Genomic DNA, 15,068 nt, shown 5'->3' with positions numbered 1-15,068 from the left:
CAGCCCCTAGGGAAACCCGTTTCTGCATGGAAATCCGCGACATCATGCATCCATGAAAACGGGGTAGAGGGAGGCGAGCAGCAGGAGCGCCATCACGATATTGAAGGCGCGGACCAGCCGCGCGGAGGTCAGTACCGGTCGTAGTGCAGTGCCGAACAGGGCCCAGACCACCGTCGAGACCGTGCCGACGAGCAGGCTGATCACGGTCTGGATCGCGATGTTGATCGGGAACTGGGCAATCGCCGCATAGGCGGTGATGGTGCCGATCACGATGACCCAGCCCTTGGCGTTGATCCACTGGAACATCGCCGCGCCCCAGAAGGTCATCGGGCCACGGCCGTCCTCCTCGCCCGGCTTGGCCGGCCCCGAGAAGGCGATCACCGCGGCGAGGTAGATCAAGTAGGCGGCGCCGGCATATTTCAGGATGGTCTGGAGGATCGGATAGGCCAGAAACACCGTGCCGAGCCCCAGGCCAACGGCGCCGACCATGAAGGCGAAGCCGATCGTGATGCCGGCGATATGCGGGATGGTGCGGCGGAAGCCGTAAGTCAGTCCCGACGACAGCAGCATGATGTTGTTCGGCCCCGGCGTGAAGAACATCACGAGGGCGAAGATGATGAAGGCATAGAGCAGCGACTGGGACATGCTCACCTCACGCGGTCTTCGGCAGCGGCTGCGGGCGTCTCGCCAGCACCATCACCGCGATGCCGCCGATGACCGTCAGCATCCCGGCCAGCCGCAACGGGCCGAACTTCTCGCCAAACACGATGCTGGAAGCAGCCGAGCCGACGAACGGCACCAGCAGCGCGAACGGCACCACTTGCGCTGCGGGATAGTCACGCAGCAGCCGGCCCCACAGCCAATAGGCGATGCTGGTCGAGATGGCGCCGATCGCCAGCAGGCAGACGAGGCCAGTCGGCGACATATGGATCAGCGACTGGAAGGTCGGCGCCGGCCCGTTGACGACCAGCGCCAGCGCGAACAGCGGCACGGCGGCGGTCAGGCAGAGCCAGGCGAACAGGTCGAACATCGGCGCGCCACGGGCGCCGCGCAGCAGGAGATTGCCGACGGCAAAGCAAATCGGGGCGATCATCAGCACCGCGAAGGCACCAACGCTGAAATCGTAACCGACGGTACCGCAGATCAAGAGCAGGCCGACTGCGGCGACGACGATGCCAAGGGTCTGCACCGGCGTCGGCCGCTCGCCGAATGCGATCGCGGCAAAGCCGATGGTGAACAGCGCCTGGCTCTGTACGACGACGCTGGTGAGCCCCACCGGCACACCGTGCGCGATGCCATAGGCCTGGCTCAGGAACTGGCCGAGGAACAGCGTGAAGCTGATCGCGATCAGCAGCGACCAGGCGATCTTCGGCTTGGGAATGAACAGGCATGGCACCGCGGCAATGGTGAAGCGCATCGCCGTCATCAGCTCCGGCGAAAGTTCGTCGAGCGCGATCCGGCTCGCCACGAAGGCAAGCCCCCAGATGACCGCCACCAGAATGGCGATGAGGATATCGGCCGGCTTCATTGTTGTTCTCGGTTCTGCTTTGTCGTGCAGCCCTGTTTGTTGTTCTGTTCTAGCCTTGCTCGCCGGCTTTCGGTTTCCGCAGCAGATAAGTGCCGTGCATGGGCGCGTGGTAGTCGACCGAGACCAGCGTGAAGCCGACATCGATCAGCATCCGTTCCATCACCCAGCCGAAGGTGGAATATTCGTCGCGCATGTGCGTGACGACGCTTTCGCGCGAAAAATCGTGGTTCTTGATATGGAAGTCGGCCCATTGCTCGACGTCGCGCTCGATGGCGTCGGGCATCGAGGCGTAGACGATGTCGCGCAGATAGAAGCTCGCGCCCGGCTTCAATGCACGGTAGATCCGCGACATCGCCACCGCCTTCCAGAAATCCGGCAGATGGTGCAGCGTGAACTCGCTGACGATCAGATCGTAGGATTCCGGGCGGTAGGCGAAGCTGAGCAAGCCGGCGGACTGTGTGCGCACGGGCGCCTTACGGTCGCGGGCGTAGATCTCGGCGAGCGCCAGCATCGCCGGCGAGATATCGATGGCGTCCACCTCGGCACCCATCAGCGCCGCTTCGGTCGCGAGCACGCCGTTGCCACAGCCGATATCCGCGATGCGCCAGCCGCGCTGCACCCCGAGCATTTTCAGCGCGGCGCGCGCCCGCAGATCGGCATCGTCATGGGCGTCGTAGATCGAAGCCACGGCGGGCTCGATCCCCATCCGGTTGCGCTCGTTATAGTACCAGTCGCGCGCCAGCATGGCTCACATCCCCTCAGGCCCGCGGCCAATCGCGGCAACGCCGGTGCGCGACACCTCGACAAGGCCGAGCGGGCGCATCAGGTCGATAAACTGGTTGATCTTGTCCGTATTGCCTGTGATCTCGAACACAAAGCTCTCGGTGGTGGCGTCGATCACGCGGGCGCGGAACGCATCCGCCAGCCGCAGTGCCTCGACGCGATGCTCGCCCTGCCCGCGCACCTTCACCATCGCAAGCTCGCGCTCGATCGAGCGCTTGGTCAGGGTCATGTCGACGACACGATAGACCGGGATCATGCGGTCGAGCTGGTGCTTGATCTGCTCGATCACCATCGGCGTGCCCGTGGTGACGATGGTGATGCGCGACAGGTGCTTCTGGCTCTCGGTCTCCGAGACGGTGAGACTTTCGATGTTGTAGCCGCGCCCGGAGAACAGCCCGATAACGCGCGCGAGCACGCCCGGCTCGTTCTGCACGAGCACCGAGAGCGTATGCGTCTCGTTGGGATCGTGGCGGTCCTCGATGAAATAGGCGGATGCCGGCTGGTTCATGGTCGTCCCCTCTTGTCTCTCCGTCACGCCATCGCTGGCGCCTCTGTCCCGACCCAACTGCGGAACAGATCGAAATCGATATTGCCGCCGGACAGCACGAGACCGACGCGCTTGCCTGACAGTTTAGCTTTCTCTTGAAGCGCCGCGGCGAGCGCGGCGGCACCGGCGCCTTCCGCGAGATTGTGCGTGTCGGTCCAGTAGGCGCGGATCGCGGCGGCGACCTCGTCGTCGGAAACCTGCACGATGCGCGCGGCACCCTTGCGGATCAGCGCGAACGCGTCTGCGTCGGGAATGCGCGTTGCCATGCCGTCGGCCAGCGTGTTGCTGGTCTTCGTCGTCACGACCTTGCCGGCCGCAAACGACAGCGCGTAGGACGGCGCTTCGGTCGATTGCACCCCGACGATCTCGGTCTTCAGGCCCAGGAGATCGCGCGCCATGATGCAGCCGGAGATTCCAGAGCCCTGCCCGATCGGCACATAGAGAACATCGAGATCCGGCGCCGTCCGGAACAGTTCGAGCGCATAGGTGGCGACGCCGAGCACGAGATCCGGATGAAACGACGGCACCATGTGCAGGCCGGTAAATTGGGCGCGCCGCTGCGCCTCTTCGGCGGCCGCCTGAAAGTCCTCGCCATGCTCGACGAGCTCGGCGCCAAACGCCCTCATCGCCCGGTTCTTCTCGACCGAGTTGCCGCGCGGCACGTAGATCACGGCCGGCACGCCGTGGCGGCTCGCGGCAAAGGCCAGGCTCTGGCCGTGATTGCCGCGCGTCGCCGAGATGATGCCGGGTGTGTTCGGCCGCTCGCGCTTCAGTCGTTCGAGATAGACGAGACCGCCGCGCACCTTGAAGGCGCCGATCGGCGTGTGGTTCTCGTGCTTGACGATGACCTGCGTCCCGAGGCGCTCGGCGAGCAGCGGCCACCCGCGTGCCGGCGTCGCCGGCACCGCCTGTCCCACGATCGCATGTGCGCGCTCGAGCTCCGTCAGGTCGAACATGACGTCACACCAGCGCCTTGCCGCCGGCGAACGCCTTTGCCGTGGCCTCGTCGTTCGCCTGCTCGGGCAACAGCATCTCGTTGTGCGCCTTGCCGGAGGGGATCATCGGGAAGCAGTTTTCGAGCGCCGCGACGCGGCAGTCGAACAGCACAGGACGCTTGACCGAGATCATCTCCTGGATGGCGCCATCGAGATCGGAGGGCTTGTGCACCTGGATGCCGACGCCGCCATAGGCTTCCGCGAGCTTGACGAAATCCGGCAACGCCTCCGAATAGGAATGCGATAGCCGGTTGCCGTGCAGCAGCTGCTGCCATTGCCGCACCATGCCCATGTACTGGTTGTTCAGGATGAAGATCTTGATTGGCAATTCGTACTGCACCGCCGTCGACATCTCCTGCATCGTCATCTGCACCGAGGCGTCGCCCGCGATGTCGATGACGAGGCTGTCCGGATGGGCAACCTGCACCCCGACCGCGGCCGGCAGGCCGTAGCCCATGGTGCCGAGACCGCCCGACGTCATCCAGCGATGCGGCTCCTCGAAGCCGAAGAACTGCGCCGCCCACATCTGGTGCTGGCCGACTTCCGTCGTGATGTAAGTGTCCTTGCCGCGTGTCGCCTCGAACAGGCTCTGGATCGCGTGTTGCGGCAGGATCACGTCGTTGCTCTTCTTGTAATAGAGCGAGTTGCGGGCGCGCCACTGCGCGATCTGCTGCCACCAGGCCTTGATGTCGGGCTTCTTCGCTTCCGCCTTGAACACCTGGAGGATATCGCCGAGGATGTTGCCGCAGTCGCCGATGATCGGCACGTCGACACGGATGTTCTTGTTGATCGAGGACGGATCGATGTCGATGTGGATCTTCTTCGAGCCGGGCGAGAACGCGTCGACGCGGCCGGTGATGCGGTCGTCGAAGCGCGCGCCGACGCACAGCATGACGTCGCAATCATGCATGGTCATGTTGGCTTCATAGGTGCCGTGCATGCCGAGCATGCCGAGCCAGTTCTTGCCCGACGCCGGATAGGCACCCAGGCCCATCAGCGTGGAGGTGATCGGGAAGCCGGTGACCTCGACCAGTTCGCGCAGGAGCTTGGTCGCCTCGGGGCCGGAATTGATCACGCCGCCACCGCTGTAGATCACAGGGCGCTTGGCGTTGGCGAGCAGCGACACGGCCTTGCGGATCTGCGTCGCGTCGCCCTTCACGCGCGGCGCGTAGGAGCGGTGCACGTCCGACTTGCGCGGCGGATGATAGGTGCCGGTCGCGAACTGCACGTCCTTGGGCACGTCGACGAGCACCGGGCCGGGACGGCCGGAGGTCGCGACATAGAAGGCCTCGTGCAGCACCTTGGCGAGATCGTTGACGTCGCGCACCAGCCAATTGTGCTTGGTGCAGGGCCGCGTGATGCCGACCGTGTCGCACTCCTGGAACGCGTCGTTGCCGATCAGATGCGTCGGCACCTGGCCGGAGATGCAGACCAGCGGGATCGAGTCCATCAGCGCGTCGGTCAGCGGCGTCACCATGTTGGTGGCGCCGGGACCGGAGGTCACCAGCGCAACGCCCGGCTTGCCGGTCGAGCGCGCATAGCCCTCGGCGGCGTGGCCCGCACCCTGCTCGTGGCGGACCAGGATGTGCTGGACCTCGCTCTGCTGGAAGATCTCGTCATAGATCGGAAGCACGGCGCCACCGGGATAGCCGAAAATGTCGGTCACGCCATGATCGATGAGCGCGCGAACGATCATCGCGGCGCCGGTCATCTGGTTCGGATCGTGGCTCTTGTCGCTCATTGTCTTGCTCCGGATGCGCTGTTGTCAGCGGCTTCGTTCGTGTCGGGTTCGGGAAATAAAAAAGGCCCCGAAGAGGGCCCATGCACACCGCCTGTCTGTGGATGGCAGCTAGCCACCCCCGGCGGTGTGCCTGGGTACGACGGCGATAAGGAGTTTGGTAATAATGTTACGCATTGCAGGCGCTCAGCTTCCCAAAGGTTGCGCGAAACATAACGGTCAAAGCCCGGATGTCAAGGCAATGCGACCGTTCCCGCGCGATTTTGGCAATGTAGCGGTGTTCCCAGGGTTCGGCGAGAGGTAAATTCGGGAACCCGGGTACAAAAGCGCGTCAGCCGGGGTCTCGGGCCGCATTCACGATGGCGGCAAGCCACCCCCTCGCCTCCTCCGGCTTCACCCATTCGAACTCGGGCAGTTGGTGCCGGAACCAGGTGAATTGCCGCTTGGCGTAGTGGCGGGTGTCGGCACGACCGATCGTGGCGGCATCGTCCAGGCCGATCTCACCGCGCAGATGCCGGATCAGGGCCGGCACGCCATGGGCTTTCATCGCCGGCAGCAGCGGATCGAGATGTCTGGCGGCGAGCCACTCCACCTCCCTCAACGCGCCGGCACCGAGCATGGCGTCGAAACGGGCATCGATGCGGGCATAGAGCTCGTCGCGCTCGGGGGCGAGAAACACCGCGCGAAAACTGTCCTTGGGCAGCAGCGGCGGCTGGCCTTCATGGTGCCAGTCGAGCAGCGAACGGCCCGTCGCTTCGACCACTTCGAGCGCGCGCGCGATCCGGGTGCGGTCGCGCAGGTTCAATCGTTCGGCGGCGCGCGGATCACGGCGTGCAAGTTCCTCATGCAGCGCCTCGACGCCGTTCCGCTCCAGCCGCGCGCGCACGTCGTCGCGGACTTCGGCGGGGATCGGCGGCACCACCGAGAGGCCCGCCGTCAGCGCCTTGAAATAAAGGCCCGTGCCGCCGATGAAGATCGGCAGGCGGCCTGCGGCTTTCGCCTCTTCCAGCGCCTTCGTCGCGTCGACCACCCATGCGCCGGCCGAGAAATTCACGGCCGCATCGACGTGGCCGTAGAGACGGTGCGGCGCGCGTCCTTCCTCGCCATGTGTGGGGCGCGCGGTGATGATGCGGAGGTCACGATAGACCTGCATGGAATCGGCATTGATGACGATTCCGCCCGTACTCAGGGCAAGCTCGAGCGCCAGCGCCGACTTGCCGCTGGCGGTCGGGCCTGCGATAAGCACGGCCTTGCCAACATGTCTTCTGCTGACTTGTCCCTCGCTCACGAAAACCTCAAATGTCCCTCGTCGCCACGCTGATCTGCAATCCCGACAATCCCGCGCTCGACAGCACCATCGTCGACGGCGCCCGCGCCGTGCTGCCCCAGGCGCAACCTGCGCACTGGCTGTTCGACGGGGTTGCGGTCGACATTCCCTTCGGCGCGCAGGATAACCTCCAAGGCGACCGTCACGCCATCGAACAGCGGTTGCGCGAGCTTCGCGGCGACCTTCCCATCGACATCGTGGTGCAGCCAGTCGGCTTCCGGCGCAAGAAGCTTTTTCTCGCCGACATGGATTCCACCATGATCGGCCAGGAATGCATCGACGAGCTCGCCGATCTCGTCGGGATGAAGGCCCACGTGGCGGCCATCACGGAACGCGCGATGCGCGGCGAGATCGAGTTCGAGCCGGCGCTGCGCGAGCGCGTCGCGCTGCTGAAGGACCTTCCCGCCAGCGTGGTCGACGAGGTGCTGGCCAAGCGCATCACGTTGACGCCGGGCGGCCGCGAACTGGTCGCGACCATGCGCGCCCACGGCGCCTATGCCTGTCTCGTCTCCGGCGGCTTCACGCTGTTCACGCGCGCGGTCGCCGCAAAAATCGGCTTCCAGGAGAACCGCGCCAACGAGCTCGTCGTCCGCGACGGCAAGTTCACCGGCGAGGTCAAGGAGCCGATTTTGGGCCGCGCGGCAAAACTCGCGACGCTGGTGGACCTGATGGAGTCGTTCGATCTCGACGACATCGACTCGGTCGTGGTCGGCGATGGCGCCAACGATCTCGCGATGATCCAGGCGGCGGGACTGGGCGTGGCGTATCACGCCAAGCCAGCGGTCGCGGCTGCGGCTGCCGCGCGGATCGACCATGGCGATCTCACCGCGCTGCTCTATGCTCAGGGGTATCGGCGGGACGAGTTCGTGGAGGCTTAGCCTCTCCCGTCGTCAGCACTTGCGGCACGCCCAGCGGCCGTAGGGTGGGCAAAGGCGCACTTGCGCCGTGCCCACCACTCTTGTCGCAATGGTGGAAAGATGGTGGGCACGCTTCGCTTTGCCCACCCTACTGGATTGAACCGCGACTACTGCACGCTCAGCGCCACAAACCGCAATTCGCCGTCGGCGTTGGAGACGAGCAGCAGCACGGACTTCTTGCCGTCCTTCTTGAGCTGGTCGACCCGCTTCTGGATGTCGGCGCCGCTGGAGACGGCCTCCTGCGCAACCTCGACGATGACGTCGCCGGCGGAGAGGCGCTTCTCGGCAGCGTCCGAATTGGCGTCGACATTGGTGACGACCACGCCCTTGACGCTGTCCTTGATCTTGTAGCGCGTGCGCAAATCCTTGCTGAGCGCGGCAAGATCGAGACCGAGCGCCTTCTGCGTCACCGGCTTCTCGGGCGCCGGCTCGTCGGTCTTGACCGCGGCCTGCACCTTGTCGGGATCCTGGAGACGGCCGAGCGTGACCTTCTTGGTCTCCTCCTGGCCCTTGCGGATGACGACGACATCGACTTCCTTGCCGACCGCCGTGTCGGCGACGACGCGGGAGAGATCCTTGGGATCCTTGACGTCCTTGCCGTCGAACTTGACGACGACGTCGCCGGGCTCGATGCCGGCGGGCTTGGCCGGGCCCTTGTCATCGACGCCGGCGACCAGCGCGCCGCGCGCGGGCTTGATGTTGAGGCTCTCGGCGATCTCGTCGGTGACGCTCTGGATGCGCACGCCGAGCCAGCCGCGGCGCAGTTCGCCGAACTGGCGGAGCTGGTCGACCACGGCGACAACCGTCTTCGATGGCACCGCAAAGCCGATGCCGATCGAACCGCCGGAGGGCGAGATGATCAGCGTGTTGACGCCGATGACGTCGCCATCGAGGTTGAACAGCGGACCGCCGGAATTGCCGCGGTTGATGGAGGCGTCGGTCTGGATATAGCTGTCATACGGCCCCGAGGAGATGTCGCGGTTCTTGGCCGAGACGATACCGGCCGTCACCGTGCCGCCGAGGCTGAACGGATTGCCGATCGCAATCACCCAGTCGCCGAGGCGCAGCTTGTCGGAGTCGCCGAACTTTACTGCCACCAGCGGCTTCGGCGGCTTGATCTTCAGCACGGCGAGGTCGGTCTTCTTGTCGACGCCAACCAGGTCGGCCTTGATCTTGGTGCCGTCGTTGAGGATGACGTTGATCTCGTCGGCGTCCGCGATGACGTGGTTGTTGGTGACGACGACGCCAGCGGTGTCGATGATGAAGCCGGAGCCGAGCGAGTTGGTCTTGCGGGGCGGGTTGTCACCGCGCTCGCCGCCCTTGCTGCCGCCGCCGGGGCCGCGGCGGTTCTTGAAGAAGTCGTCGAAGAACTCCTCGAAGGGCGAGCCGGGCGGCAGTTGTGGCATGGTGTTGCTGCCGCCGCCGCCGCCCTTGGCTTCGACGGTCTGCGAGGTCGAGATGTTGACGACCGCGTCGATCACCTTCTCGGCGACGTCGGCGATCCCGTCCGGGCCACGCGCAAGGGCCGGCGTGCCGAACGCGCTGAATGCACTGACGGCGAGCGCGGCCAGCCCTAAGCGCAAGCGGGTCGGGGCAATGGTGGCAGCGGTCATTGGTATCTCCAGAGAAAAGGATCAGGCGCCAAGGATTCGCCTCCAAGACTGCGCTCGAACGGGGGGACGGCGCAAGCGCGGAGCTTAACGGGCCTCAAGACCCGGATAATACGGCGAAAACCAGTCTCTCGCCTTCACTTTGGCGTTGGCGTGACGCCTAAATCGGACGGCGCATAACCCAGATCAAGACCAGGCCGGCCACGGCCGAACCGATCCCAACCGCCCGCAGGATATTGTCCGGCGTGGCGATGGCGCTTTTCATGGCCTTGCGCATCCAGTTCGGACTTGCCGCGAACATCAAGCCTTCCAGCACGAACAGGATGCCTAAGCCGATGAGGAAGTCGGCGAACGCAATGGACCTCATCGGAATGGAACCTCCCGTAGTGCTGTTCTTGTCTGGACGAAGGGCGGCAGAACTGCCGCCCTCTGTCTGGCTCACGGCTTCGCCGGCGTCTCGGTCGCCGTCTTGCCGGACGGGTTACCAAAGAACCGGAAGAAATCCGAGTCCGGCCGCAGCAGGAAGCGGGTGTCGTTCGCGCGCAGCCCGTTCTCATAGGCTGTCATCGACCGGTAGAAGGCGAAGAAGTCGGCGTCCTTGCCGTAGGCTTCCGCGAACAGGCGGTTGCGCTCGGCGTCGCCGACGCCGCGGATCTGCTCGGCCTGCGATTTGGCTTCCGCCTCGATCACGGTCGCCTCGCGGTCGGCCTTGGAGCGGATCTCCTGTGCCTTCTGGCCGCCCTGCGCACGGAACTCGGCGGCTTCGCGCTCGCGCTCGGTCTTCATGCGCTGGTAGACCGCCTGGCTGTTCTGCTCCGGCAGGTCGGCGCGGCGGATCCGGACGTCGACGACCTGGATACCGTAGCCGTCGGCCTCGCGATCGAGCTGGTCGCGGATGCGCTGCATCAGCTTCTCGCGGTCGTCGCGCACCACGTTGATGAAGGTGACCTCGCCGAGCACGCGGCGCAGCGCCGCGTTCAGCAGCGTGGTGAGCTGGATGTTGGCAGCCTGGATCGAGCCGACGCTCTGGTAGAAGCGCAGCGCGTCCTTGATGCGGTAACGCGCGAAGGCGTCGACCACGAGCCGCTTCTGGTCGGACGCGATCGCTTCCTGCGACGGGTTCTCCAGATCGAGGATCCGCTTGTCGATGTTGATCACCGAATTCCACGGCGCCTTGAAGTGCAGGCCGGGCGCGGTGACGACGTCGACGGGACGGCCGAACTGCAGCACGATGGTCTGCTCGGTCTGTTGCACCGTGAACAGCGACATGTAGCCGACGATCACGACGAGCAGGAGGGCGAGCAGCGTGACGATACCTGTGACCGGAGACCTCATCGGTTGCCTCCGCTCGACTGCTGACCGGTGGTAGGCGGCCGCTTGGTTGTCAACTCACTGAGCGGCAGATAGGGCACGACGCCCTGGCCCGAGGGGCCGCCGTCATAGACGAGCTTGTCGGCGCCGCCGAGCACGCGCTCCATCGTCTCCAGATAGATCCGTTCACGCGTCACGTCGGGCGCCTTCTTGTATTCCTCGTAAACCTTCAGGAAGCGCGAGCTCTGGCCCTTGGCCTCGGCGACCGTCTGCTCCCTGTAGCCTTCGGCGGCCTGCGTGATCTGCGCCGCACGTCCGCGTGCCTGCGGCACGACCTGGTTGGCGTAGGTCTGCGCCTCGTTCTGCAACTGCTCGAGATTGGCGCGCGCCGCCTGGACGTCGCGGAACGCGTCGATCACCTGCGCCGGCGGGTCGACCTTCTGCATCTGCACCTGGCTGATGAGAATACCGGCGCCGTAGCTGTCCAAAGTCCTCTGGATCAACTCCTGCACGCCCTGTTCAGTGACGTTGCGCGCACCGGTCAGGATCGGCTGGATCTGCGAGCGGCCGATCACCTCGCGCATCGCGCTCTCGGAGACCGCCTTCACGGTGCCTTCGGGATTCTGGATGTTGAAGAGGAAGTCGCCGACGCCGTCCGGCTTGATGCGCCAGAGCACGGTGAAGTCGACGTCGACGATGTTCTCGTCGCCGGTCAGCATCAGGCTCTCTTCCGGCACGTCACGAATGGAGCGGCCGCGTCGCGCCGGATCGTCGATCAGCGTCATGCCGATGGAGATCGTGTTGACGCGCAACGCCTTCGGCAGCAGCACGGTTTCGATCGGATAGGGCAGATGATAGTTCAGACCCGGCTGCACGGTGCGGACATGTTTGCCGAAGCGCAGCACGACGCCGAGCTCTTCGGATTGCACCCGGAAGAAGCCCGACAGCAGCCAGAACGCGATGATGAGCAGGACGATCAGCGTGATGCCGATGCCGGAGAAATAGCCGCCCGGCATGATCTGCTGGAGGCGGTCCTGGCCGCGCCGCAGAAGGTCTTCCAGATCCGGCGGCCTTGGCCCGACCGGTTGCGGGCCGTTGCCCCATGGTCCCTTCGGACCCGAGCCCCATGGGCCACCGCCCTGATTCTTCCACGGCATTCGACGCTCTCCTCGGCAGGGTGAAAATCGCCCCCGCCCGCTTTGTCCGGTCCGGCTTTATAGGGGACAGGCAAGTCCCTTACAACGCGGCCCGGGCTGTCCCTCGAGCTATGCTCGGGCACGAAAAAGTCAATGTAAACATTGACGAATGCGGTTAATTGCCCGCCCGCCGACGATATGTCACATAGGAGTAGTCGGCGCTGTCGTCGGGTCCGGCAGGATGCCGGATGCGCTCAACCTCATCCCACTCTGCCTTGTCGATGTCGAAATGCGTGTCGCCTTCGGGGCGCGCATGCACTTCGGTGATTTCGAGGCGATCGGCGCGATCGAGCCATTGCCGGTAGATCTCGGCGCCACCGATCACCGCGATCTCGGCGACCGAACGCCGCAGGGCATCGCCAAGCGCAACCGCGCCCGCATCGGCAGCCGATGTCGTGACGATGGCGCCATTGGCGCGATAATCCGCATCGCGCGTGATGACGATGTTGGTACGGCCAGGAAGCGGCCGGCGCAGGGTTTCGAAGGTCCTGCGGCCCATGATCACGGGCTTGCCGATCGTGAGCGCCTTGAAGCGCGCCATGTCGGATTTCAATCGCCACGGGAACCCGTTGCCGGCGCCGATGACGCCGTTCTCCGCGATCGCTACGACGAAGATGATCTCCATCAGGACGCGCTCCCTGCAAGTCGTGTCAGCGCGGGGCCGGTGACGCGGCACAGCGTCCAGTCGTCCATCATGACGGCGCCGAGCGATTTGTAGAACGCGATCGACGGCGCGTTCCAGTCGAGCACCGCCCATTGCAGCCGCGACCAGCCGTTGTCGACGCACTCCCTGGCGAGATAGACCAGCAGCGCCTTGCCGAGGCCCTTGCCCCGATGCGACGGCCGCACATAGAGATCTTCGAGATAGATGCCGTGACGGCCGCTGAAAGTAGAGAAATTGACGAACCAGACCGCAAAGCCGACGGGCTCGCCGTTCCACTCGGCAATGGCGCAATAGAGCTGCGGACGCTCGCCGAACAGCGCTTCCGCAATCATCGCCTCGGTCGCCTCGACTTCGTGCGAAAGCTTTTCGTATTCGGCAAGCTCGCGGATGAGAGCAAGAACCAGCCCGGCTTCACCGGCGCGCACGCGGCGGATGGTCAACGACATCTGCGTTAGACCGCGACTTCCGCCTTGATGTGCGGATGCGGGTCGTAGCCGACGAGCTCGAAATCCTCGTAGCGGAAGGAGAAGATGTCCTTCACATCGGGATTGATCCGCATCACCGGCAGCGTCCGCGGCGCGCGCGTGAGCTGGAGCCGCGCCTGCTCCAGGTGATTGGAATAGAGATGGGTGTCGCCGAGCGAGTGGACGAAGTCGCCGGGCTTCAATCCCGTGACCTGCGCCACCATCATGGTGAGCAGCGCGTAGGAAGCGATGTTGAAGGGCACGCCGAGGAAGACGTCGGCCGAGCGCTGATAGAGCTGGCACGACAATTTGCCGTTGGCGACATAGAACTGGAACAGCAGGTGGCAGGGCGGCAGCGCCATCTTCTCGACGTCGGCGGGATTCCAGGCGGTGACGATCAGCCGGCGCGAGTCCGGGGTGCGCTTGATCATGTCGATGACATTGGCGATCTGGTCGATGCTGCGCCCGTCGGCCGTGGGCCAGGAACGCCATTGACGGCCGTAGACCGGCCCGAGATCGCCATTGGCATCGGCCCACTCGTCCCAGATGGTGACGCCGTTGTCGCGCAGATATTTGATGTTGGTGTCGCCCTTCAGGAACCACAACAGCTCATGCACGATCGCCTTCAGCGGCAGCCGCTTGGTGGTCAGCATCGGGAAGCCGGCAGACAGGTTGAAGCGCATCTGATGGCCGAACACCGACAGCGTGCCGGTGCCGGTCCGGTCGGTCTTCTCGGCGCCGTCTGAAAGAATCCGCTCGAGCAGGTCCTGATACTGGTGCATGTGCCATTGAGCCTTTGGGGAGGCGGCGAACTTAACGGCGCGCCCCGCGCTACGACAGCAGCGATTCGCTGTTTAAGCCCATTATACCCCGAAAAGTGACTGTTCCCGGTGCAAACAACAAGAGGCGGAACTTGCGTCCCGCCCCTCGCCTATCGGCTTGAAAGTGCTCGTTAAGTTGCCGGCTTGAGCACCGGGGTCCACTTCGCGATCTCGTTCTTGACGAGGGTCGCCAGCGCCTCCGGCGTCCGGTCCTTGGGCCCCGGAATGACGCTGCCGAGCTCGAGCAGGCGCTTCTTCACCGTCTCGTCGTCGAGCGCCTTGATGGCGGCGGCATTCAGGCTCGCGATGATCGCGGGCGAGGTTCCCTTCGGCGCGAACATCGCGTTCCAGGCCTGGGCCTGGAAGGCAGGCAGGCCAGCCTCCGCCGTCGTCGGCACGTTCGGCAGCGACGGATTGCGCTCGGCCGTCGCGATCGCATAGGCCTTGATGGTGCCGGCATTGATCTGCGGCACCGCATTGACGATCTGGTCGCACATGTAATCGACCTGTCCGGCCACCAGCGCATTCATCGCGGGGCCCGTGCCGTTGAAGGGCACGCCGACCGGCTTGACGTCGAGGATCGAGTGCAGGAGCTCGCAGGAGACGTGCGAGACCGAGCCGACGCCGGCATGCGCGGCGTTGACCTTCTCGGCGTTCGCTTTCAAGTAGGCGACGAACTCCTTGAGGTCTTTCGGCGGAAAGTCCTTGCGCGCCAGGATCAGGATCGGCGTGCCCGCGAGCAGCGCGACCGGCTCAAAATCCTTTTCCGGGTGGTAGGCGAGTTTCGGATAGAGCGGCACGGAGGCGGCATGCGTGCCCATATGCCCGGTAATGAGCGTATAGCCGTCATTGGCCGCGCGCGCAGCGCGCGTGGTCGCGGTGGTGCCGCCGGCGCCGACCACGTTCTCGATGATGATGCTCTGTCCGAGCGTCTGCGCCATGTGCCCGGTGACGATGCGCGAAATCACGTCGGTCGGTCCGCCGGCCGCGAACGGCACGATCATGGTGATGCTGCGCGTCGGATAGGTCTGCGCCTCCGCCGGTGCGACAAAGCCGCACAACGATGCGAACGCCGCAGCACATGCGCCCGCAAGCGCGCGAATGGAAGTCATCTCGATCCCCTCGGACGTAAAACAAAAATGCCGGCCACAGGGCCGGCATTTTCAT

At 64.9% G+C, this 15,068-nt stretch carries 16 protein-coding genes; 1 reads left to right on the top strand and 15 read right to left on the bottom strand.

Annotated features, from left to right (window positions below):
- Window positions 1-42: 42 nt before the first annotated feature.
- The 7 genes from AB7Z56_RS09815 to miaA all read right to left on the bottom strand — a co-directional run bounded on the left by AB7Z56_RS09815 (window position 43) and on the right by miaA (window position 6,879).
- Window positions 43-645: a LysE family translocator gene (locus AB7Z56_RS09815; protein ID WP_283017492.1), complete on the bottom strand. Its 603-nt coding sequence runs from the start codon at window positions 643-645 to the stop codon at window positions 43-45.
- 7 nt (window positions 646-652) lie between these two features.
- Window positions 653-1,528, bottom strand: a complete 876-nt coding sequence (locus AB7Z56_RS09810; RefSeq protein ID WP_085399723.1) for an EamA family transporter — start codon at window positions 1,526-1,528, stop codon at window positions 653-655.
- A 49-nt stretch (window positions 1,529-1,577) separates the two neighbouring features.
- Complete coding sequence (locus AB7Z56_RS09805) at window positions 1,578-2,273, bottom strand: class I SAM-dependent methyltransferase (RefSeq protein ID WP_071910524.1); 696 nt, start codon at window positions 2,271-2,273, stop codon at window positions 1,578-1,580.
- Window positions 2,274-2,276: 3 nt separating this feature from the next.
- Window positions 2,277-2,819 carry an acetolactate synthase small subunit gene (ilvN, locus tag AB7Z56_RS09800; RefSeq protein WP_014493064.1) on the bottom strand — a complete coding sequence of 181 codons (543 nt, stop codon included), beginning with the start codon at window positions 2,817-2,819 and terminating at the stop codon, window positions 2,277-2,279.
- Between the two features lie 23 nt (window positions 2,820-2,842).
- A complete protein-coding gene (locus AB7Z56_RS09795) occupies window positions 2,843-3,814 on the bottom strand; it encodes a threonine dehydratase (protein WP_283017493.1) in 972 nt (323 codons plus the stop codon).
- A gap of 4 nt (window positions 3,815-3,818) precedes the next feature.
- Complete coding sequence (locus AB7Z56_RS09790) at window positions 3,819-5,594, bottom strand: acetolactate synthase 3 large subunit (RefSeq protein WP_063981624.1); 1,776 nt, start codon at window positions 5,592-5,594, stop codon at window positions 3,819-3,821.
- 328 nt (window positions 5,595-5,922) lie between these two features.
- The gene (miaA, locus tag AB7Z56_RS09785) at window positions 5,923-6,879 is read right to left on the bottom strand and encodes a tRNA (adenosine(37)-N6)-dimethylallyltransferase MiaA (RefSeq protein ID WP_283017494.1); all 957 of its coding nucleotides are present in this window, start codon (window positions 6,877-6,879) and stop codon (window positions 5,923-5,925) included.
- 11 nt (window positions 6,880-6,890) lie between these two features.
- Here miaA and serB point away from each other — a divergent pair, with 11 nt between their 5' ends.
- Window positions 6,891-7,796 carry a phosphoserine phosphatase SerB gene (gene serB / locus AB7Z56_RS09780; protein ID WP_063981622.1) on the top strand — a complete coding sequence of 302 codons (906 nt, stop codon included), beginning with the start codon at window positions 6,891-6,893 and terminating at the stop codon, window positions 7,794-7,796.
- Between the two features lie 146 nt (window positions 7,797-7,942).
- Here serB and AB7Z56_RS09775 read toward each other — a convergent pair whose 3' ends face one another.
- The 8 genes from AB7Z56_RS09775 to AB7Z56_RS09740 form a co-directional block, all read right to left on the bottom strand.
- Window positions 7,943-9,448 (bottom strand): Do family serine endopeptidase, encoded by a 1,506-nt coding sequence (locus tag AB7Z56_RS09775; RefSeq protein WP_283017495.1) that lies wholly within the window; start codon window positions 9,446-9,448, stop codon window positions 7,943-7,945.
- A 157-nt stretch (window positions 9,449-9,605) separates the two neighbouring features.
- On the bottom strand, window positions 9,606-9,812 hold the full coding sequence (locus tag AB7Z56_RS09770) for a DUF2065 domain-containing protein (RefSeq protein WP_025038031.1): 207 nt from the start codon (window positions 9,810-9,812) through the stop codon (window positions 9,606-9,608).
- Window positions 9,813-9,883: 71 nt separating this feature from the next.
- The gene (gene hflC, locus AB7Z56_RS09765) at window positions 9,884-10,780 is read right to left on the bottom strand and encodes a protease modulator HflC (protein WP_063981620.1); all 897 of its coding nucleotides are present in this window, start codon (window positions 10,778-10,780) and stop codon (window positions 9,884-9,886) included.
- A complete protein-coding gene (gene hflK / locus AB7Z56_RS09760; RefSeq protein ID WP_063981619.1) occupies window positions 10,777-11,913 on the bottom strand; it encodes an FtsH protease activity modulator HflK in 1,137 nt (378 codons plus the stop codon). The genes hflC and hflK overlap by 4 nt, the downstream gene beginning before the upstream one ends.
- 154 nt (window positions 11,914-12,067) lie before the next feature.
- Window positions 12,068-12,577 carry a dihydrofolate reductase gene (locus AB7Z56_RS09755; RefSeq protein ID WP_084794997.1) on the bottom strand — a complete coding sequence of 170 codons (510 nt, stop codon included), beginning with the start codon at window positions 12,575-12,577 and terminating at the stop codon, window positions 12,068-12,070.
- Complete coding sequence (locus tag AB7Z56_RS09750) at window positions 12,577-13,062, bottom strand: GNAT family N-acetyltransferase (protein ID WP_063981618.1); 486 nt, start codon at window positions 13,060-13,062, stop codon at window positions 12,577-12,579. The genes AB7Z56_RS09755 and AB7Z56_RS09750 overlap by 1 nt, the downstream gene beginning before the upstream one ends.
- A 5-nt stretch (window positions 13,063-13,067) precedes the next feature.
- On the bottom strand, window positions 13,068-13,862 hold the full coding sequence (locus AB7Z56_RS09745; protein WP_063981617.1) for a thymidylate synthase: 795 nt from the start codon (window positions 13,860-13,862) through the stop codon (window positions 13,068-13,070).
- Window positions 13,863-14,032: 170 nt separating this feature from the next.
- Window positions 14,033-15,013 (bottom strand): tripartite tricarboxylate transporter substrate binding protein BugD, encoded by a 981-nt coding sequence (locus tag AB7Z56_RS09740; protein WP_063981616.1) that lies wholly within the window; start codon window positions 15,011-15,013, stop codon window positions 14,033-14,035.
- Window positions 15,014-15,068 lie beyond the last annotated feature (55 nt).

The organism is Bradyrhizobium sp. 482_C4_N1_8, from assembly GCF_052075965.1.
GTDB classification, from domain to species: Bacteria; Pseudomonadota; Alphaproteobacteria; order Rhizobiales; family Xanthobacteraceae; genus Bradyrhizobium; species Bradyrhizobium barranii.
The sequence above is the reverse complement of the archived record's forward strand: the minus strand, read 5'-3'. Positions and strand labels throughout refer to the sequence as shown.